Raw genomic sequence first — 19488 nt, forward strand, 5'->3', positions numbered from 1 at the left:
TGAACGTTCGTGGCGATCGCCTATGGGTATGATCACCTACCTATTCAGTGTAGCGGGTTTGGGAGACTCGGACAGTCTTACGAGGTTAACACTTGGTATAGCGCAAGGATTACGGATCAGCCTGAGTGGTAATCCCGGGCGGCACAATTAGGGCCAGCGGTGGGCCTGGGGTATAATTCTGGCCGCTTTTTAGTAGGCACCGCAACGGCGGAAAGTAACCGAAGGCAGAAGGTTCCGTAGCGTGATTGAATTCGAAAACGTCGAGAAGTCCTTCATGGTTGAGGGCCGGGCGGCTCACGCGCTGCACCCGGTCAGTCTGCGCATTGAAGCGGGCGAAGTCTTCGGCATCATTGGTCACTCCGGGGCTGGCAAGTCGACGCTGGCCCGCCTGATCAACCTGCTTGAGCGGCCCACCGCAGGCCGTGTGCTTGTAGATGGGGTCGACGTGACGGCGCTGAGTCCGGCTGAGCTTCGGGACCACCGCCGCAAGACCGGAATGATCTTTCAACATTTTAATCTTCTGTCGGCGAAAACTGTCGTCGATAACGTTGCATTCCCCCTCAAGCTCGGCGGCTGGAAGTCGCGTCGGGATATCCGTGCGCGCGTCGATGAACTGCTGGACCTTGTCGGGCTTGCGGACCAGCGCAACAAATACCCCGCCCAGTTGTCCGGCGGGCAGAAGCAGCGTGTCGGCATCGCCCGGGCATTGGCCTACCACCCCAAGATCCTGATCTGTGACGAAGCCACCAGCGCGCTGGACCCCCAGACGACGCAGTCCGTGCTGCAGCTGTTGTCCCGTATCAACAGGGAGCTGGGCCTGACCATAGCGCTGATTACGCATGAGATGGATGCGGTACGCCGTGTCTGCGACCGGGTGGCAGTGCTGGACGCCGGCAGAGTGGTCGAGACGGGCCTGGTCACGGATGTCTTTCTGCATCCGTCGCATCCGACCACCCGGCGCTTTGTATTTGAGAACGAGAGTATTGATGAGGACCAGCGGCGGGAAGACTTTGCCCATGTTCAGGGGCGTATTGTGAACCTGACCTTTCAGGGCGAAGACACCTATACGCCACTTTTAGGCCGTATCGCCCGGGAAACCGGTGTCGACTACAGCATACTTTCTGGCCGGATCGATCGCATCAAGGCGACCCCGTACGGCCAGCTGACACTGGCGCTGGTGGGGGGCGACATGGATCAGGCCCTGTCCCGCCTGCAGGCCGAGAAAGTCCATGTGGAGGTGGTCCGGTGATGGACGAGCTGCTGGCAAATGTCGTCTGGAGCGAAATAGGCGAGGCGACCCTGGACACCCTGATCATGGTCGGGGGCGCGCTTCTTTTCAGCGTCGTGATCGGGCTACCGGTCGGGGTTCTGCTGTTCCTCACGGCGAAGCGCCAGCTGTTGGAGCAGCGCGCCGTCTACGGAGCCCTCTCGTTTGTCGTCAACGTCATGCGCTCGGTGCCCTTTATTATCCTGCTGATCGTCATGATACCGGTGACGGTAGTGATCGCCGGGACCTCCCTGGGCGTGGCCGGCGCCATTCCGCCGCTGGTGGCCGGTGGCGCGCCTTTCTTTGCGCGGCTGGTGGAAACTGCCCTGCGGGAAGTTGACCGGGGCATTATCGAGGCGACTCAGTCCATGGGCGCCAGCACCCGGCAAATTGTTACGGGCGCGCTCCTGCCGGAAGCGCTGCCCGGCATTATTGCAGCGACCACGGTCACGGCCATAACACTGGTATCATACGCGGCCATGTCCGGGGTTGTCGGCGGTGGAGGTCTTGGTGATCTGGCGATACGCTACGGTTATCAGCGCTTCCAGACCGACGTCATGGTGATCACTGTCCTGCTGCTTTTGATCCTCGTGCAGTTGTTGCAAATGCTTGGTGATCGGCTGGTGCTTTACTTCAGCCGTCGCTAGTGACACCCACTTTGCATAGGCCAACTACACATGCACTCTGCAGTCACCTCAGACCGTTCCGCTACGAAGGAGTTACTATGAAAATCAAGGCCCTCATTGCTGCAACGCTCCTGTTAACAGGTTTCTCCGCCCACGCCGAAAAGCTGTCCGTCGCCGCTACTGCCGTGCCCCATGCCGAAATACTGGAGCACATCAAGCCCAAGCTGGCGGAGCAGGGCGTCGAGCTGGACGTGAAAGTCTTCACGGACTACGTCCAACCCAACATCCAGGTTAACGAAGGTCGGCTTGACGCCAATTTCTTCCAGCACAAGCCGTACCTGGACGAATTCAACGAAGGCCGTGGCACCGATCTGGCTTCGGTGGTCGGCGTGCACATCGAACCGTTCGGCGCGTACTCGCGCAAAGTCGAGTCACTCGACGAACTTCCCCAGGGGGCCACGGTTGCGATTCCCAATGACGTCACCAACGGCGGTCGTGCGTTGTTGCTGCTGCACAAGGAAGGCGTGATTACGCTCGACGACGGCGATAACATCCTGGCGACGCCGCGTAACGTGACCGAAAACCCCAAGAATCTGAAGTTCTACGAGCTCGAAGCGGCTACCCTGCCAAGGGTGCTGGGCCAGGTGGAGCTCGCGCTGATCAATACCAATTATGCCCTCGATGCCGACCTCAACCCGACTGAAGACGCTCTGGCCATTGAAGGTAGCGACTCCCCCTACGTGAATATCCTGGTGGCCCGTCCGGACAACAAGGACAGTGCCGCCATGAAGAAACTCGCCGATGCGCTGACCAGTGACGACGTACGGAAATTCATCGAGAAACAGTATGAGGGCGCGGTCGTCCCGGCCTTCTGAACTGATGCCGGCAAAGGCGCAGCCTGGTTTCGCTCAGACGTGACCGGGCGGCCCACCGGCTCCCGAACCCCCTATACCCCGCGCCCGGGTGGCGCTTTCGATTCGGATGGACCAGTAAATGGTTGTGATTGGCCGCACCAATACGCTCAGGATCAAGCGAATCGATGAAGTCGGGGCGCGTCTCGATGGTGGCCGGCTGGGCGACATCCTGCTGCCCCAGCGTTACCTGTCATCAGGCGCTGTAGCAGGGGCAGAGGTTGAGGTTTTCCTCTACCGGGACTCCGAAGACCGCCTGATAGCCACGACCGAGAAGCCGTTGGCCGAGGTCGGGCAATGCGCCTGGCTGCGCGTGGTGTCGGTCTCAACAGTCGGGGCGTTTCTCGACTGGGGCCTGCCAAAGGATCTGTTGGTACCTTTCGCGGAGCAGCCGAGGCGCATGGAGGCCGGCCGCCATTATCTGGTCCGTATTTTTGTCGATAATACCCACCGTATTGCCGCATCCGCCCGGCTTGACCGCTTCCTGCTAGACGAAGCGGAAGGGCTCGAGCAGGGCCAGGAAGTGTCGCTGATTATCGCGGACAGCACTGATCTGGGCGTTAAGGCTGTCGTAAACCACCGGTTCTGGGGGCTGCTGTACCACGACACGCTGTTCAGGCCGGTGAGAAAAGGCCAGTCAATGGCTGGCTTTATCAAGCGGGTCCGGGAAGACGGCAAACTTGAACTGACCCTGGAACGTCCAGGATATGACAAGGTCGGCGGTGTCGCCGACACAATTATGGATAAACTACGGCGGGCCGATGGCTTCCTGCCCTTGAACGATAAAAGTCCGCCGGATCTGATTGCGGCTGAGTTCCAGGTCAGTAAGGGAGTGTTCAAGCAGGCTATCGGGGCCCTTTACAAGCAACGCCTGATAAAGATTGAAAAAGGCGGAATCCGGCTGACGTGAGGTAATGAATGACCACTCTGGTGAGTTTTATACTTTTAGTAGTGCTTGCGGTTCTCGCTGCCCGGCAGTGGCTGATGGAGCGGGAAGGCAAACCGGTTATGGCGGAACCCTTTGAGGGCACTGTCTATCGTGTTGGTGCCGCGTGTGTGGCCGAGCGGGATATGCCCAGCGGTGCCGAGCCGAAAGCCACAGTCATCTGTATGCACGGCTTCGTCGAACACATGGGTTATTTCACCGAGTTCTACGACGACCCTGATATTCAACTGATTCTGCTTAACAGCTGCGGATATCATCTCCCTATCGATCAGCCCCGTTTCCGTCAGGCTAGCTGGGCGGTGCCGCCTTCAGCGGACGAAGGAACCATCGAATATGATGCCATGGTGATGAATCAGGCCCTGGAGCATCTTCCCAAGAGCAGTAATATCCGCATCCACGGCCATTCCCGTGGCGGCGCGGTCACCCTGGAAGCGGCTTCGCTGCGTCCGGACCTGTTTGAAAACGTAGAGGTGGTGCTGGAAGCCCCCGTGCTTCCGCAAGGACGGCCTTACGGACATTACGGTCAGGCGCAGCTTTGGTGTATGGCCTTTCTGGTCCCGCTCTGGCGGCGCCAGCCCATCGCCTGGCATAACCGGGGCATGTACGGGCCGCTCCACAATGAGCGCAAGCGTCAATTGATCGAAGGCTTGCCGTTCAATCCCCGACGCGTCAGTACCATGGTGACCAATATGAGGTCCCTGGGCGAGTGGATGGACACCAAGCCCATCACGATGTTCGACAACATCCGTAAGGGCTACGTCCTTGTGCCGGACAAAGACAAGGTGCTCGAAACACAGGCTATGTACGACAGTGCGAGCCAGGGTGCGCAGGGAAATCTGGAGGTAGTACGGATAGCCTGCAGCCATTTCCCGTTGTTCGATTGCCCGGAGTCGATTCCGGCACTGCAGAAAAAAGGCGACTCACGTGCAAAGGCTGCCAAGGCCGCCGCGTCCACCGCTTAAACCTTGACGAGATCGCCGGTGCTCCACGAGCGGGCCTACAGCTCGGGGAGCACCAGGCTTTCAACACTAGTCCTTTGCCTGCTTTCTCTGCGCCCGCTCTTGTTGATCCTGTTGTACTCTCTGAATCTGGTCAAAGTCCATGGCGTCCAGGACCTCCTGCGTCGGATAGCCATCGGCAACCATGTCTTCAGCGCGCTGAAACCGACTCAGTGCCTTACGCGTGGCGGGCCCCATGACACCATCTGCCTCGCCTGCTTCGAAACCAAGCATGTTGAGGTAGCTCTGCATTGACCTGACCTTATCCCGGGTCAGCTGCAGTTCGTTCTCTGGCAGCGGCGTTTGCAGCGGTCCCGCTCCGGCAATACGGTCAGCCAGCCGCCCGACAGCAAGGGCGTAAAACTCGGAACGGTTCCAGCGCATGATGATCTCGAAGTTCTGGTAGACCAGAAAAGCGGGACCCCTGTGGCCGGAGGGCACGAGCAGGGAGGCTTCGACATCTGCGTTCGGCAGCGGTCTGCCGAAGGCATCCTTCACACCGAACTCCTTCCATTCGCTCACGGGGTAGGACTCGTCCCGCCCCGCCAGTGAATAGGAGAAAACGTCTGGCAGCTGAACCTCCCGACCCCAGCGCAAACCGGGAACCCAGCCCAGCGCCTTGAGGAAGTTACCCGCCGATGCCATGGCGTCGGGAACGCTGCCCCACAGGTCACGGCGGCCGTCACCATCAGCATCAACCGCATGACGCAGAAATACGGAAGGCATGAACTGGACATGGCCCATGGCTCCGGCCCAGGAACCCTGCATGTTGTCGGCCTGCACATCGCCGGCATCTATGATTTTGAGGGCGGCGAACAGTTCTTCTGTGAAGTAAGCACTTCTTCGCGGATCGCAGGCCAGTGTGGTCAGGGAGGCCGGAATCGGCATGTTGCCGAAGTAACTGCCGAAGTTCGTCTCCAGGCCCCAAAACGCCACGAGATAATGGGCCGGAACACCCGTCTCCCGTTCCACGCGCTTGAGAATGTCGCGGTGCTCCTTCAGCATTTCCCGGCCTTTCTCAACCCGGTCCTCAGTCACCCGGCGGCCGAAATAGTCGGCAAATGTCTGGGTAAACTCCGGCTGCTTACTGTCGAGCTCTATCACCTTCTCCTGGTAGCGCACCTGCCCGAGCACATCATCGACTACCTGCTTCGAGATGCCTTGTTCAACAGCTTTCGCCTGCAGATTGCCAACGCACTGTTTGAACTCAATCTCGCTGGCCGACTGTGCCAGCGCCAGCCCCGATGCAAACGTGAGTCCCAGCAAACTGGAGATCGCTGTCGGCAGGGCGGAACGGCGGGTGACACGAGCAGACTTTGACGGGCGGGGCACTGATATCTCCTTTTTAACGGATAGGCTGGATGTTCGGGAGCGTTACAGAACAAGGCCAGCCGCGTGGGCTGGCCCAGGGTAGGACATGCGATCAGCTTAAAACATCCGCGAAACCGTCCGCCGCTTCAGATGTAATAGTCTTTCAGCGGCGGAAATCCGTTGAACTCGATAGCGCTGTATGTCGTGGTGTAGGCCCCGGTTGAAAGCCAGTACATGCGGTCACCGATGGCGAGATTCAGTGGCAGGCCGTACTTGTAATGCTCATACATGATGTCGGCACTGTCGCAGCTCGGCCCGGCAATGACTACATCTTCAACCTCGCCTTTTTTGTCTGTATGAATCGGAAATTTGATCGATTCATCCATGGTTTCGATGAGTCCGGAGAACTTGCCGACATCGGTGTAGACCCATCGGTGCATGGCGGTGCGCGACTTCCGTGAAATCAGCACGACTTCGCTGACCAGTACGCCTGCGTTGGAAATCAGCGAACGGCCGGGCTCAATGATGATTTCGGGGAAGGTGTCGCCAAAGTCTTCCTGAATGAAGCGTTTGATCTCCTGCGCGTAGGTGGCCAGGTCGTTGGTCCGGGAGATGTAGTTGGCCGGGAATCCACCGCCCATGTTGATCATTTTGAGCTCAATGCCGTCTTCTTCCTTGAGGCGCTCGAAAATAACCTTCACTTTGCCCAGCGCGGCATCCCAGGCGCCGATTTCACGCTGCTGGGAACCCACGTGGAAAGAAACGCCGTAGGGTACCAGCCCCAGGTCCCGCGCCAGGATCAGCAGATCCATGGCCATGTCGCTCTGGCAGCCGAATTTACGGGACAGCGGCCAGTCGGCCGTGAGCGTACCTTCAGTCAGGATTCTCACATACACCCGCGAGCCAGGGGCGGCCTTGGCGATGTTCCGAAGGTCGGCTTCGGAATCAGTGGCGTACATCCGCACTCCTTTCTCGTAGAAGGTGCGGATGTCCTTACTCTTCTTGATGGTATTGCCGAAGCTTATGCGGTCCGGCGAGACCCCATGGGCAAGCACTTTGTCGAGTTCATAGACAGAGGCGATATCGAAATTGGAGCCTTTGTCCCGCAAGAGTGTCAGCACTTCTGTCGACGGATTGGCCTTGACCGCATAGTAGACGCTGGCATAGGGAAACGCGTCGGTCATCTCATCGTATTGCCGATTGATCGTGGCAACGTCCACGACCAGAAATGGCGTCTCGCGGTTTTCGGCAAAAGCCTTGATCCGGCCGAAGGTTTCACTGTCAAAGTAATCGCTCACCTGGATCGCAGTCTGGTCGCTCATGAGGCTTGGGTTTCTCTCCGGGGGTTATGTGGAACCGGCAGTCGGTCGCTAACGCGAACCATATGACACAGCCGGGAGTTTGACTATCAGGGATAGCCCTGAGAAGCAGGGCGCTAAATGTACGCCTGCGACGAATCTATCATTAGTTGGAGCACGGTTGAACCAGTCAGTCAACCACCGCCTGATTCGCCAGGCGATAACGGATGGCCTGTACAATGGTGTTGAGCTGTTGCCGGCATTCACCGTCGTAAATCAGCTTACTCTCGTCCCGTAGCGACTGGTAGGCTGAGTCCGATTTTTCGGCCTTGCCCGACTTTACGTTTTCATGGGCATCGAGGTAAGCACATGCGCTGAGATGCATATGCACTTCGTTGTCGATCAGCTGGAACACCAGTGCCTCGATGTTTTCGGGATAGAACGGGCGCAACCGCTGGGCACAGTCTTTTGCTTTCAACGCCGAAGTTCGCGCAGCCAACCGGGTCTCTGAAATACCTTCGCCGCTCTCGATCGCCCGCAGGAAGCTGCCCAGCTTGTCGTGAAGCTCACGCAGGCTGGCCCAGATCTTCTGGTAGGCTTGCAGCTCAAGCTCGGCATGCAGGCGATGGGTTGCTCTTGGCGCCTGGACCGACTGCGCGGCAAGCTGGGGCGACGAAAGCGAGCTGGCCATGCCCGTTTTGCCTGTGTTGCGATCCGTGCCTGGCCCCGGGTCGCTGTGCATGGGCTGACGTTGCCGCTGTCGTGATGACCCGGGCTGCATGTTGTGGTCGTCCAGCTCAAAACGCAGCCCTTGCAGCTCGCGCTGAAGCTCACGCTGACTGTTGCTTTGCTGACGGTACAGCCAAGCTATTGCCAGGGCGCCCAGCGCCAGAACCGCCAGCAAAACCAGGACGCCGTAATTTACAAGGGTCTGACTGGTAGCGGTCAGCCAATCGCCGTTATCCATGCCGGGATCCTGTCGGGTATAGGATTTATAGACTTCATTGCGGGGGGCAACTGTAAGCTTGCGTCCGCGATGATCAGGCATAACATCCGTGAATGACAAATACGTTTTCTTAAGATTACGCGGTGGCGGTCGGGATTCAAAATCCCAGGCAGGTTACACTTGATGGCTACACCGCTGCTGCTGGAGCCTACCCCTGGAATGCGCCTCGACTACTATCTTGCCCATGCGACCACACTATCGCGCAAGGAAGCCAAGCGGATCATTCACCAGGGACGCGTGAGCGTAGCCGGCCAGGTGGAGCGCAAAACCTCTACCCCGGTTGAGGCCGACAGCGTGGTCTGCCTTGATGAGCAACAGCTGGTGTTGTCTCAGGGCCATCGCTATCTGATGCTGAACAAACCTGTGGGCGTTATCAGCGCGACCGAAGATGGACAGCACCGGACTGTAATAGACCTTATCCCGCCAGCGCTTCGTCGCGACCTTCATCCGGTTGGCCGGCTTGACCGCGACACGACAGGGCTCATCCTCCTGACAACTGATGGCCAATGGTCCCACAGGGTGAGCTCGCCCAGGGGTCAATGTGCCAAGGTCTACCGTGCGCAACTGGACCAGCCCCTCACCGCGCAAGCCCGGTCCCGGCTGGAACAGGGGGTGATGCTGAAGGGCGAAACAGTGGCCACAAGGCCGGCCGATGTAGAGTCTATTGACGACAGGACCATCCGGCTCAGGTTGACTGAAGGTCGCTACCACCAGGTCAAGCGCATGCTGGCGGCGGTGGGCAATCACGTGATAGCCCTGCACCGGGAAAGGGTCGGTTCGATTCAGCTGGATGATAATCTGCCACCCGGGGCCTACCGGGAACTGAGCAAGGAGGAAATCAGCGGAGTCTGAACCCTGTCGTCAGCGGTTAGTCCGGGTATAGCTTCCTCGGCAAAATGCTAACGGTAGTCTGCTCGTCCCCCAGCCAGATCTGACCATCTTCTATGGTGCACTGCAGCGCCATGGATTTTTGCGCCAGCCCGGCCATAGCGCTCACGGCGTCCGCCGGCAAATGGATCACTTCAAGATTATTGAAGCGCCGGACCTTGTCCTGCATTTTTTCCCACCAGGGCGGCATCGCCCGGTCGCCATAGGTGTATAACCGTGCCTCGCGCGCTCGACTGCACGCTTTACGGATGCGGCTCTCATCCGGCAGTCCCAAGTCCACCCATAGCTCGATTTCACCGCTGAGGCTCTTTTGCCAGAGGTCGGGTTCGTCCTCCGTGCTGATCCCCCGGGTAAACTGAAGCTGCTCGCTGGCGTGAAGTATAAATGCCAGCAAACGCACCATCATGCGTTCATCCGTTTCTGACGGATGTCGAGCCAGGGTAAGCTGGAGCTCGTCATAGTAGTGCCGGTCCATGTCGGCAACCTGGACGGTCGCTTTGAAAATGGTCGCCTTGAGGGCCATAGGGATTTCCACTGAAGAGTAATTCGTGCGAGGTTAGTGGCAAACAAGACGCATTGCCAGCCGTACGCCTGCGCTTACTACTCGGACGCCTAAGAGCGGACAGGACTCAGCCTTACGGAGTGGCAATGATGGTCACTGGCGCGACCGTTGTATACTGCCGCTTTAGGAATATTGTCCCAAAAATATGAGCCAGCAGAACGACCAACTACTCTATCGCGCCCTGCTGCGGATACTGCGGCCACTGGTGCGCATGCTGCTTCGAAACGGCGTCCCGTTCGGTGAATTCGCAGAATGCGCCAAGCGGGCCTATGTGCAGTCCGCGGTCGAGGATTTTGCGATTGAAGGGCGCAAGACGACCGACTCCCGAGTCGCGATCATGTCGGGCCTGACCCGAAAAGAGGTCAAGCGCCTGCGCCTGCTGAACGATCCTGCCGAGATTGTAAGCGAGGACGCCAAGCAGAACTGCAATCGGGCCGCCAGGGTCATCGCTGGATGGGTCCGGGACAATGAGTTTCACAATGATAGCGGCGCAACGGCAGTCCTTCCCCTTGAGAGCAAGACCAACCCGAGTTTTGCTGATCTGGTCAAACTCTACAGTGGCGATGTGCCAGCCCGAGCCGTGCTTGATGAGCTGATCCGGGTGGGGGCGGTTGTACAGTATCGCGACGGGCGGGTGGACCTGCTCAAGCGCGCCTACCTGCCCGAAGGTGACAACGCCCAGCAGATACACATTCTGGGTGAAGACGTGTCAGCGCTGCTTCGCACCATCGACCGCAACATCTCTCGCGATAACCCCAAACCGCTGTTCCAGCGCACGCTCAGCTACGACAATGTTCCCGAAGAGGCGATGGACCTCTGGCGGGATACTGCTGCACGACAGTCCCAGCGCTTTCTGGAAAAACTCGACCACATTCTGACCCCGTTCGACCGGGACATTGCGGGTACATCGCCGACGGAAGGCACCGGGCGGGTTCGTACCGGGGTCGGGATATTTTTCTTCGAAGAGCCGTATGACGGACCGGACGAGAGAGGGTAAGGGAATGCTCAAGGCCAGAAACCAGTACGTGGCAATTCTGTTCAGCCTGCTTGCGCTATGGGCGCTGGCGGCCTGCACCGAAGAGGGCTCGAGCCTGGTGGCTGACGGTGGTATTCGCGGAACGGGCAAAAGCGTCGGGCCGGTGTCAGGCTTTGGCAGCGTCATCGTCAACGGCACCCGTTTTAACACTGACAATACCGACTTTATCATCAATGGCGAGGTTAGCCGCTCGCAGGCAAGTCTTGCTGAGGGCATGGTCGTTGTCGTGGATATCAATGCCGGGGACGAGGACCGGGCCGACCGGATTTTCTACGACGACGACGTGCGCGGCCCGCTGGCGGGAGAGCTCAATCCAGAACTACGGCAGCTGGAAATTCTGGATCACCTTATCCGCTATGACAGCGCCACCGTTTTTCGCGGGCTGTCCCTGGCTGAGCTGGCCGAGTTGTTGGCCCGTGGTGAGGTTGCCTACGTCAGTGTCAGCGGTTGGCGGCTCAGCACGGGCGAGTTTCTGGCGAGCTACATCAGCTCGCGCGCTGGGTTTACGCCCGGTGTCGACCGTGTGCGCATCTGGGGCGAAATAGATGATTTCAACCTGCCTGGCGAGACCCTGGAAATCGGACCGCTGACAGTGGACTACGGCCAGAACCCCGAAGTGATCATGGACCGCGGCCGATCGCAGCTGCTGGCTACCGACGAAGGAGCGGTCATTGTGGTAGAGGGCCAGCTCGATCAGATTGGCGGCGTCCTAACCGCACAGCGTATTGAACAGAAAGACAGTCAGGCTCTGCTGGAGAACATCGATGGCGACCGGATCCGTCTGGAAGGCAGTATCAGCCAGGGCCTTGAGGGCGGCCCGAGTGGCACCTTTGAGATTAATGGCATCAAGGTCCGGGTGAACCCGTCAACGGAGCTGGAGGGCATTGCCGCGGCCGGTCTGGATGAGGGCGCCCGTATACTGATAGAGGGCGTGGGCGATCGGCAGGCCACCGTGGTCGCGAAGCAGATCTGGACCCGCGAGCCCGAAACCGAAGTAGAGGCCGAAATCCAGCAGATCGAAGTGACAGACAATCCGCGGGAGGGCTGGGTTGAAGTTGGCGGCGTCTGGGTGAAGGTGACGCTCAGCACCATCGTGGTCGGTGAATGGGCGGACGGGAATACAACAAACCTGCAATTCAGCGACCTGCGGGAAGGCAACGCTGTCGCGGTCAGCGGTATCGCCAGAGACGACGAGCGTGGCGGTTATATCGAAGCCGTCAAACTGGAACGGCAGGAAACGGCCAGGCAGTTCGTGGTGGTCGGTCGCGCCGGCGGAAAGGTGCGGGACGAATTGCTGAAGGTACTCGGGATGAAACTGAGACTGACCGGCGATACCCGTTATGGTGATGACCTGGATGAGGACAGTATCGCCCCGGGTGACTTGCTGGCTATTACCTACGAAATAGACGCAAACGGACTACTCAGTGTTGTTCAGGTCGACCGCAGGGGGGAGCCGGACGACCTGGAGATCCGCCCCCAGGAAGACCGTCCCGCGCCACTCAACCCCGGTAACGGGAACGGCCGAGGCGGCCCACCTGATGGTCGGCCCGGCGGTGACGACCGAAGAGGCGGCCCCCCGGATACCTGGCCCGGCAATGGTAATGGCAATGGCAACGGCAACGGCAACGGCAACGGCAACGGCCAGCCCGGCCGGCCTGGTATTGGCCCCGGCGGCGGCAACGGACCGGGTCGGTCACCCTAGTCGAGGCGAGATTGCGCCTGGCACGCTATGAGAGGAGCAGCGAGCGGGAAGCCCATGGTTTTGCCCGGCCCCGGGTTTCACCGATTCCCTGCACCCGCCCGGCACACATCTGTTAAAGTGCCGCTCCTCGCCCTTGCCCAAGCTGGATAGACCGTGACCGACAACGCCTTCTCAACCTTGCCAATCCGAAAAGACCTGCTGGAAAACCTGGAGGCGCTGGGCTTCTCGGCCATGACGCCGGTCCAGGCCAAAAGTCTGCCGCCTATTCTCGCCGGCAGAGACGTTCTCGCCCAGGCAAAGACGGGCAGCGGTAAAACGGCGGCTTTTGGGGTTGGCCTCCTGAGCCGACTGGCGGCGGAGGAATTCGCCGTACAGGCGCTGGTACTCTGTCCCACACGGGAACTGGCCGATCAGGTGGGCAAGGAGTTGCGGCGGCTGGCCCGGTTCACCGCGAACGTCAAGGTACTGACCCTGTGCGGGGGCACACCCCTGGGACCACAGATAGGCTCACTGGCACACGGTGCGCATGTCGTTGTCGGCACACCCGGTCGTATCCAGGATCACCTGCAGAAAGGTTCGCTGACGCTGGATGCGCTCAGGGTCCTGGTGCTGGATGAAGCCGATCGCATGCTGGACATGGGCTTCGCCCCGGCCCTGGATGTGATCGTCGCCGCCTGTCCGCGAGAACGCCAAACCCTGCTTTTTTCCGCCACGTACCCCAAGGCCATTGGGGCGATCAGTGCCCGCGTACAGAATGACCCGGTAGAGGTTGTGGTCGAGTCCCAGCATGATACCGCCCAGATTCAACAGCATTTCTACGAAGTTCCCACGACAGATGCCAAGCTGCCGGCACTCAAAGCGTTGCTGAGTCACTTCAAGCCAGTCTCCAGTGTCATTTTCTGCAATACCCGCAAGGACTGCCAGCACCTGCACCAGCAATTGTCGGCCGAAGGGCTATCTGTAACGACACTGCATGGCGACCTTGAGCAGAGGGACCGGGATCAGGTGCTGGTGCGCTTCGCCAACCGCAGCGTCTCTCTGCTGGTGGCCACGGACGTTGCCGCACGCGGGCTGGATATCAAGGAACTGGATGCGGTAATCAACTATGAACTGCCCCGGGATCCCGAGGTGTACGTGCACCGCATCGGTCGCACTGGCCGGGCTGGAGAGAAAGGTCTGGCGCTGAGTCTGGTTCAGCCGTCGGAAACGCATCGGGTGCAGCGAGTGCAAGACTACCAGCAAAAGCCTGCGCACTGGTCCGACCTCAACAAGCTAGAGCCCGACCCGGCCTTCCGCCTGATCCCGGAGATGGTCACGCTGGGGCTCGATAGCGGTCGTAAGAATAAGCTGCGCCCGGGGGATATTGTCGGTGCGTTGACCGGTGACGCCGGTATCGCGGGCGACCAGATCGGCAAAATTGACGTTTTTGATTTTCAGGCTTACGTAGCGGTGGCTCGCGGTAGCGCCAAGCAGGCGTTGGCAGGGCTGGAGTCTGGCAAAATCAAAGGCAGAAAGGTCAAGGTCCGCCGTATAACCTGAGCACGAGCACCGCTCGCACGGCCGGGCAGGACCGGTACGAACGGAACGAAAGCAGCACCGACCGGCCGCGACTAAGCGACGGCGGTCTAGAGCGACAGCACTTTCCGGAGCCAGGCTGAGATGTCTGCGATTTCTTCCGGGCAAACGCTGTGTTCCATCATGTAGGTCTTATAGTGGGGGTCCAGCCCAAGCGCTTTCATCGCTTCGCAGGACTGCTGGCCCAGAATCTCGCGAACCATGTGGTCGCGCCGCCCGTGATAGATCTGTATCGGTATCGCTGCATTGGCGGGGTTGAGCTTGAGCGTTTTGTAGGTTGCGAAATAGGTGGATAGCCCCAACAGGCCACCCAGCGGCTGCGGATAGGAGAGCGCAACCTGATACGCTACCGCGCCGCCCTGGGAGAAGCCCGCCACAACGATTCTCCGGCTGTCGATGCCGCGTTCTATTTCGTTGTCGATGAACGCGCTGATTCGGTCGGCCGAGGCCAGCAACTGGGTTTCATCCACAGCGCGCTCGACATCCATGGCGAGAATATCGTACCAGGCCGGCATGGTCACCCCGCCGTTGATCGTGACCGGTATGGCTGGCGCATGGGGGAAAATGAACCTGACTGCGGCGCTCTGGGGCAACCGCAGTTCGGGCACCAGCGGTTCAAAATCGTGCCCATCAGCACCCAGGCCATGAAGCCAGATAACGGTTGCATCAGGGCTGGCGCCCGTTTCTCGTTCAATATGTGGTAATAAGGCCATAAATCGTTGCTCTGCCATTCATTAAAGACGACAGGAGATTGGCATTTTGCACAGCTTTTCTCAATCCCGGGTCGCCATGACGGTGCACCTTGATGCTTGAAGGGTGGAATCTCATTGTTCTGGGCGCGACCGCAAGTCTTGTTGCCGGCATGGGGACGGGGCTGGGCGCTCTGGGTGTATTCTTCGTCACCTCTCTTTCAAGCCGGCTGGAAGATGGCCTCCTGAGCGCTGCCGCGGGCGTCATGCTGGCGGCCTCATTCTTCTCCTTGCTGCTACCGGGAATAGAGTACGGTGAGCAACTGACCGGAACGGCCTGGCTCGCTGTGCTGATTGTTGCGGTCGGCCTGATCATGGGCGCTCTCGCGCTGTACATACTCCACCAGAACCTGCCCCACGAACACTTCATTAGCGGGCCGGACGGCCCCAGTCCCGAGCGGATTCGGCGCATCTGGCTTTTCATCTTTGCGATTGCCTTGCATAACTTTCCCGAGGGCATGGCCGTAGGGGTGGGGTTCGCCGGTGGTAACGTCGGCAATGGCCTGGCGCTTGCTGCCGGGATCGGCCTGCAGAACATTCCCGAAGGCCTTGCGGTGGCTGTCTCGCTGTTGGCCATTGGCCACTCCCGAACCCAGGCCTTCGGGATTGCCCTGCTGACCGGGCTGGTCGAGCCTTTCGGCGGCTTGTTCGGGAGCAGTATGGTCTGGCTGGCGCAGCCCCTGATGCCCTGGACGCTCGGTTTCGCAGCGGGCGCCATGCTGTTTATCATCAGCGATGAAATTATCCCCGAGACCCACCGGGGCGACTACAAAACCCTGGCTACGTTCTCGCTCATGGCAGGGTTTGTGGTGATGATGTTTCTCGACGCAACGCTCGGTTGAACCCGGGCTCTGCAATAAAACGCCAGCGTCGCGAACCTGCCGGGATATTAAATCCTTCTCATTTAAGCCATTACCTCCACTGATCTGTGGCACCTTAGACATGTGCCAGACGAACATCGCTGGCCTGCCAGGCAATCGGACCGGTTTGAGGTCCCAGGAAGACGACCACGGTGATCGCCTGCTGAATTCGGGCACCGGCCACCGCGGCATTATCAAGTCAAAGGAGTGAAAGATGCTTTATTGGGCAGTGGTATGTTTAGTGGTGGCAATCATAGCCGGTATTCTCGGTTTCGGTGGGATAGCTGGAACCGCGGCGGGTTTCGCCAAAGTGCTCTTCTTTATTTTCCTGGCGCTTTTGGTTATTTCACTGGTGGTAAACGCGGTTAAAGGTCGCGGACCAAAGGTCTAGGCACACGTCCGCAGTCGATCTCTGTATCGCGGGCGCCAATGGCGAAACGAAGCAAATCAAACGAAACCAGGGAGCTTGATATGAACAAGGATATCGCTGAAGGCAGATGGGCCGAGCTTAAGGGCCGGGTCAAGCAGAAGTGGTCAGAACTGACCGACGACGATATTGGCGAAATCCAGGGACGGTACGACGCCTTCGTCGGCAAGCTACAGGCCAAGTATGGCATGAAGCGGGAGGAAGCCGAGAAGGAGTGGGCGCGCTTCATGGAAGACGACCCGGATATGCGCTCCTGAAGCCAGTCGGCTGATCAGGAATGGCAGAGCCTGGCGGTATGGCCAGATAAACGCGGTCTGATTCGCAACTGCGAGTACCGCTCCCCAAGGCGGCCCCCATGGCCGCCTTTCTTCGTTACAATGCCGGACAAGTTTGCGCCTCTGCTCGTTGGGCCTCGCCCAGCTTCCTTTCGGACGTGTCTATGAAACTGCCTCGCCCCCTTCGTCTCATCGCCTTCTGGCTGCTGGTATTGGTGGTGCTCGCTGTTCTGGTATTCGTGGTCAATCAGCTGCTCACCTTGCAGATTGCGCTGGAATCCCGTGGCGACTGGCAGGGGTTCTTCTGGTGGGGGCTGATCGCCGCGGTAGTTGTCACTGTACTGTTTGCGGGCTGGCGTCTCTTGCTACGGTCGGACCGGGCGGGCCCAACCGTAGCTAAGGCGCCCGATGAAGAGAGCCTGCGCCTGCAGATCAGTGACTGGGAAGAGCGCGGCCTGGATGTCAGCGCGCCCCGGGCTGAGCTTGCAGAGCTTGACCGACGGCGCGCCAGCACGGCCATTCGGGTGGCCGTGTTTGGCGAGATGAGTACGGGGAAATCGTCGCTTATCCGCGCACTCGTGCCCGGCGCAACGGTTGAAACCGGCGTTTTGGGCGGCACGACGCAGGACCTCACCGTCTTCCATTGGCAAAGCCCGGCCGGCGACCAGCTCGAACTGGTGGACTGCCCGGGATTCAACCAGGGCACGGTCGGGGACAGCCGGGCTGCGCGGGAGGAAGCACAGCGGGCTCACCTGGTGCTTTTTGTCGGCCAGGGCGATCTGGCCCGGGGTGAGTGGCATGCGCTTGAACTCTTGCTCGGTCTGGACAAGCCCATGGTCGTCGCCCTGAACAAAAGCGATCACTACAGCGATAACGAGCAGAAAGCGCTCAAGGCCCGCCTGGCCGATCGCCTGCCGCGTAAGACGCCGGTGGTGTCGGTGATTGCGGGCGGCCAGCGGGAACGGGTCCGACGACTCGCGGACGGTACCGAGAACCGTGAACTGGTGGAACGCCCGGCGGACCTGCGCGAGCTGCGTCGGGCTTTACAGGCCGAACTGGACCGGCACGCCGCCAACCTCGGCACCCAGCGGGACAATGCAGTCTTCCTGCTCACCGCGAGCAAGTTGCACGAGGCTGTGAGCGAACAGCGGCAGGACGCGGCCGACGCGCTGGTGGAACGCTACGCCCGCCGAGCGGTATTCGGCGCACTGGCAGCGGTGGCACCGGGCAGCGACCTGGTCATCCAGGGTGCCCTGATCAGCAGCCTCGTGCGAGAGTTGACCGCCCTGTACAACCTGCCCGTGCGCCAGGTCAACGTTGAGCAGATGGTCGCGCTGTTGCGCAAGCGGGGCGGCGCAGCGGTGCCCTTGCTGTTCGGCGTCGCCGGAAACGCCGCGAAGGCGTTTCCGGGAATCGGCACACTGGCCGGAGGCCTGGTGCACGGGGTAGCGTATGGCTTGCTGTTTCGGGCTATTGGTCAGGCGCTGGTGCAAACCCTGAACGAACAGGGTGACCTGCAACCGGATCTGGCAGCACGACATTTTGAGGAGGTGCTCAGTGGGGATCTGGGATCGCATGCACGCTCGCTGGCGCGACTGGCACTGGAGTCGGGCCCTGCCGGGCCGGCGGACGTCAGCCGCGCCGACGCGCGCTAAGGGCGGGGCTGAAGCGGCCTCCGATCCGACGCCTGCAGCAGACGAGTGCGCGGCGGCGGGTAGCGGGCAGGAGGCAGTGGACGGGCCGTTGCTCCAGGTTCGGGAGAGCCTGGGTGAACTGCTTGCCGACCCCCGCATCCCGGCGGAAGTGCGCGCGGAGCTGGGCGAGGAGTTTCGCTCCATCGAGGCCCTGCTCGACCGTCTCGAGAACGGTCGTCTGGAGATTGTGGTGATGGGCCGGGTCAGTGTGGGCAAATCTTCACTGCTCAATGCCCTGCTGGGGCGTGAGGCATTCAGCGTCAGTGTCTTGCACGGTGAAACCCGGGCAGTCGACCGGGAGCACATGCGTACAGCGCCTGACGGTACCGTGACCCTGTGCGATACGCCCGGTATTGACGAGTTCGAAGGCGAAGAGCGCGAAGCCATGGCCCACCGGGCAGCTGGACTGGGCGACCTGGTGCTGTTTGTGGTCGAAGGCGACCCGACCCGCACTGAGTGGCAGGCCCTGAGTGCCGCGGCCGGCCACGGTCGCCCCGTGCTTTTAGCGCTCAACAAAGCAGATCGCTACAGCCAGCCGGAACAGCAGACGTTGCTGACCCATCTGCAAGCAAAAGCCGCCGATCTGCTGCCCCCGGAGAACATCGTGCTGTGTAGCGCGAACCCAGCGCCCCGCGTGGTGGTACAGGTCCGGGAGGATGGACGTGAGACAGAGCTCACCGAGCAGCCTCCGGCTGATATTACCGGGCTTGCCGACCGACTCTGGCAGATTATCGAGGAGCAGGGTGACGCCCTGGTAGCGTTGAATGCCGGTATGTTCGCTGCCCGGGTCAGTGATGAAGTGGCCGAGCGGATCACCCTGCTCCGCCGCGATCTGGCCCGACGTCTGATTGATCGCTATGCCCTCGGCAAGGGGCTGGCGGTTGCGCTGAACCCGGTACCGGCAGCGGATCTGGCGGCAGCTGCTGCCCTTGATGCCGGCCTGATTCTCCATCTGAGTCGCCTGTACGCGCTACCCGTGACGCGGCGTGAGGCCTGGCGGTTGCTGGCTGTGATTCTGGGACAGTTGGCGACGTTGATGGGCAGCCTGTGGAGTGTCAATCTTTTCGCTTCGACGCTCAAGCTGGGGAGCGCCGGCTTCAGCACCGCGCTGACAGGTTCAGCCCAGGGAGCCGTGGGTTATGCCAGCACCTGGATTCTTGGGCGGGTCGCTGAGGATTACTTCCGCAATGGCCGTTCCTGGGGCCCGGCTGGTCCCAAGCGTGCCGTTCAGGCTGTGTTGGCGGACCTCGACAAAAACGCCCTGTTGAGTCATGCGCGGGCAGATATTCAGGAAAAGCTGCGTCGGTCAAGACGCTCAACGTAGCGATGCCATGGGCCTGGGACCAAAGGCGGCACA

General features: G+C 60.2%; 19 protein-coding genes. 14 read left to right on the forward strand and 5 right to left on the reverse strand.

Going from position 1 to position 19488, the window contains the following annotated elements; genetic code table 11:
* Positions 1-241 precede the first annotated feature (241 nt).
* From soil367_RS00815 to soil367_RS00835, 5 genes are all read left to right on the forward strand, one after another.
* A complete protein-coding gene (locus tag soil367_RS00815) occupies positions 242-1249 on the forward strand; it encodes a methionine ABC transporter ATP-binding protein (protein ID WP_136545988.1) in 1008 nt (335 codons plus the stop codon).
* On the forward strand, positions 1249-1914 hold the full coding sequence (locus soil367_RS00820; protein ID WP_136545990.1) for a methionine ABC transporter permease: 666 nt from the start codon (positions 1249-1251) through the stop codon (positions 1912-1914). The genes soil367_RS00815 and soil367_RS00820 overlap by 1 nt, the downstream gene beginning before the upstream one ends.
* Positions 1915-1991: 77 nt before the next feature.
* Positions 1992-2768, forward strand: a complete 777-nt coding sequence (locus tag soil367_RS00825; protein ID WP_216642752.1) for a MetQ/NlpA family ABC transporter substrate-binding protein — start codon at positions 1992-1994, stop codon at positions 2766-2768.
* Positions 2769-2886: 118 nt separating this feature from the next.
* On the forward strand, positions 2887-3714 hold the full coding sequence (locus soil367_RS00830) for a CvfB family protein (protein WP_136545992.1): 828 nt from the start codon (positions 2887-2889) through the stop codon (positions 3712-3714).
* A gap of 20 nt (positions 3715-3734) precedes the next feature.
* Positions 3735-4712 carry an alpha/beta fold hydrolase gene (locus soil367_RS00835; protein WP_216642753.1) on the forward strand — a complete coding sequence of 326 codons (978 nt, stop codon included), beginning with the start codon at positions 3735-3737 and terminating at the stop codon, positions 4710-4712.
* A 66-nt stretch (positions 4713-4778) separates the two neighbouring features.
* Here the strand turns inward: soil367_RS00835 and soil367_RS00840 are convergent, their stop codons facing one another.
* The 3 genes from soil367_RS00840 to soil367_RS00850 form a co-directional block, all read right to left on the reverse strand.
* Positions 4779-6080 (reverse strand): lytic murein transglycosylase, encoded by a 1302-nt coding sequence (locus soil367_RS00840; protein ID WP_246065449.1) that lies wholly within the window; start codon positions 6078-6080, stop codon positions 4779-4781.
* Positions 6081-6205: 125 nt separating this feature from the next.
* Positions 6206-7381, reverse strand: coding sequence for a type III PLP-dependent enzyme (locus soil367_RS00845; protein WP_136545996.1), 1176 nt, complete (start codon positions 7379-7381; stop codon positions 6206-6208).
* Positions 7382-7547: 166 nt separating this feature from the next.
* Complete coding sequence (locus tag soil367_RS00850; RefSeq protein WP_136545998.1) at positions 7548-8324, reverse strand: hypothetical protein; 777 nt, start codon at positions 8322-8324, stop codon at positions 7548-7550.
* 162 nt (positions 8325-8486) lie between these two features.
* Here soil367_RS00850 and soil367_RS00855 point away from each other — a divergent pair, with 162 nt between their 5' ends.
* Positions 8487-9215: a pseudouridine synthase gene (locus soil367_RS00855; protein WP_246065451.1), complete on the forward strand. Its 729-nt coding sequence runs from the start codon at positions 8487-8489 to the stop codon at positions 9213-9215.
* A 16-nt stretch (positions 9216-9231) separates the two neighbouring features.
* Here soil367_RS00855 and soil367_RS00860 read toward each other — a convergent pair whose 3' ends face one another.
* Positions 9232-9774 (reverse strand): YaeQ family protein, encoded by a 543-nt coding sequence (locus soil367_RS00860; RefSeq protein WP_136546000.1) that lies wholly within the window; start codon positions 9772-9774, stop codon positions 9232-9234.
* Positions 9775-9958: 184 nt separating this feature from the next.
* Here soil367_RS00860 and soil367_RS00865 point away from each other — a divergent pair, with 184 nt between their 5' ends.
* The 3 genes from soil367_RS00865 to dbpA all read left to right on the forward strand — a co-directional run bounded on the left by soil367_RS00865 (position 9959) and on the right by dbpA (position 14090).
* Positions 9959-10810, forward strand: a complete 852-nt coding sequence (locus soil367_RS00865; RefSeq protein ID WP_136546002.1) for a DUF6502 family protein — start codon at positions 9959-9961, stop codon at positions 10808-10810.
* Between the two features lie 4 nt (positions 10811-10814).
* Positions 10815-12551: a DUF5666 domain-containing protein gene (locus tag soil367_RS18780; RefSeq protein ID WP_172962222.1), complete on the forward strand. Its 1737-nt coding sequence runs from the start codon at positions 10815-10817 to the stop codon at positions 12549-12551.
* Positions 12552-12704: 153 nt separating this feature from the next.
* Positions 12705-14090 (forward strand): ATP-dependent RNA helicase DbpA, encoded by a 1386-nt coding sequence (gene dbpA, locus soil367_RS00875; protein ID WP_136546004.1) that lies wholly within the window; start codon positions 12705-12707, stop codon positions 14088-14090.
* Between the two features lie 86 nt (positions 14091-14176).
* Here dbpA and soil367_RS00880 read toward each other — a convergent pair whose 3' ends face one another.
* A complete protein-coding gene (locus soil367_RS00880; protein ID WP_136546006.1) occupies positions 14177-14839 on the reverse strand; it encodes an alpha/beta hydrolase in 663 nt (220 codons plus the stop codon).
* A 92-nt stretch (positions 14840-14931) separates the two neighbouring features.
* Between soil367_RS00880 and soil367_RS00885 the strand changes: the two genes are divergently transcribed.
* From soil367_RS00885 to soil367_RS00905, 5 genes are all read left to right on the forward strand, one after another.
* Complete coding sequence (locus tag soil367_RS00885; protein WP_136546008.1) at positions 14932-15717, forward strand: ZIP family metal transporter; 786 nt, start codon at positions 14932-14934, stop codon at positions 15715-15717.
* 232 nt (positions 15718-15949) lie between these two features.
* Positions 15950-16126, forward strand: coding sequence for a DUF1328 domain-containing protein (locus tag soil367_RS00890; RefSeq protein WP_136546010.1), 177 nt, complete (start codon positions 15950-15952; stop codon positions 16124-16126).
* 80 nt (positions 16127-16206) lie between these two features.
* On the forward strand, positions 16207-16419 hold the full coding sequence (locus soil367_RS00895) for a CsbD family protein (RefSeq protein ID WP_136546012.1): 213 nt from the start codon (positions 16207-16209) through the stop codon (positions 16417-16419).
* 182 nt (positions 16420-16601) lie between these two features.
* Positions 16602-18092, forward strand: a complete 1491-nt coding sequence (locus soil367_RS00900; RefSeq protein WP_172962234.1) for a GTPase — start codon at positions 16602-16604, stop codon at positions 18090-18092.
* The gene (locus soil367_RS00905) at positions 18013-19455 is read left to right on the forward strand and encodes a GTP-binding protein (RefSeq protein ID WP_136546016.1); all 1443 of its coding nucleotides are present in this window, start codon (positions 18013-18015) and stop codon (positions 19453-19455) included. The genes soil367_RS00900 and soil367_RS00905 overlap by 80 nt, the downstream gene beginning before the upstream one ends.
* The last annotated feature ends 33 nt before the right edge of the window (positions 19456-19488 follow it).

The sequence above is a fragment of the Hydrocarboniclastica marina genome, from assembly GCF_004851605.1.
In the GTDB taxonomy this organism is placed as follows: Bacteria; Pseudomonadota; Gammaproteobacteria; order Pseudomonadales; family Oleiphilaceae; genus Hydrocarboniclastica; species Hydrocarboniclastica marina.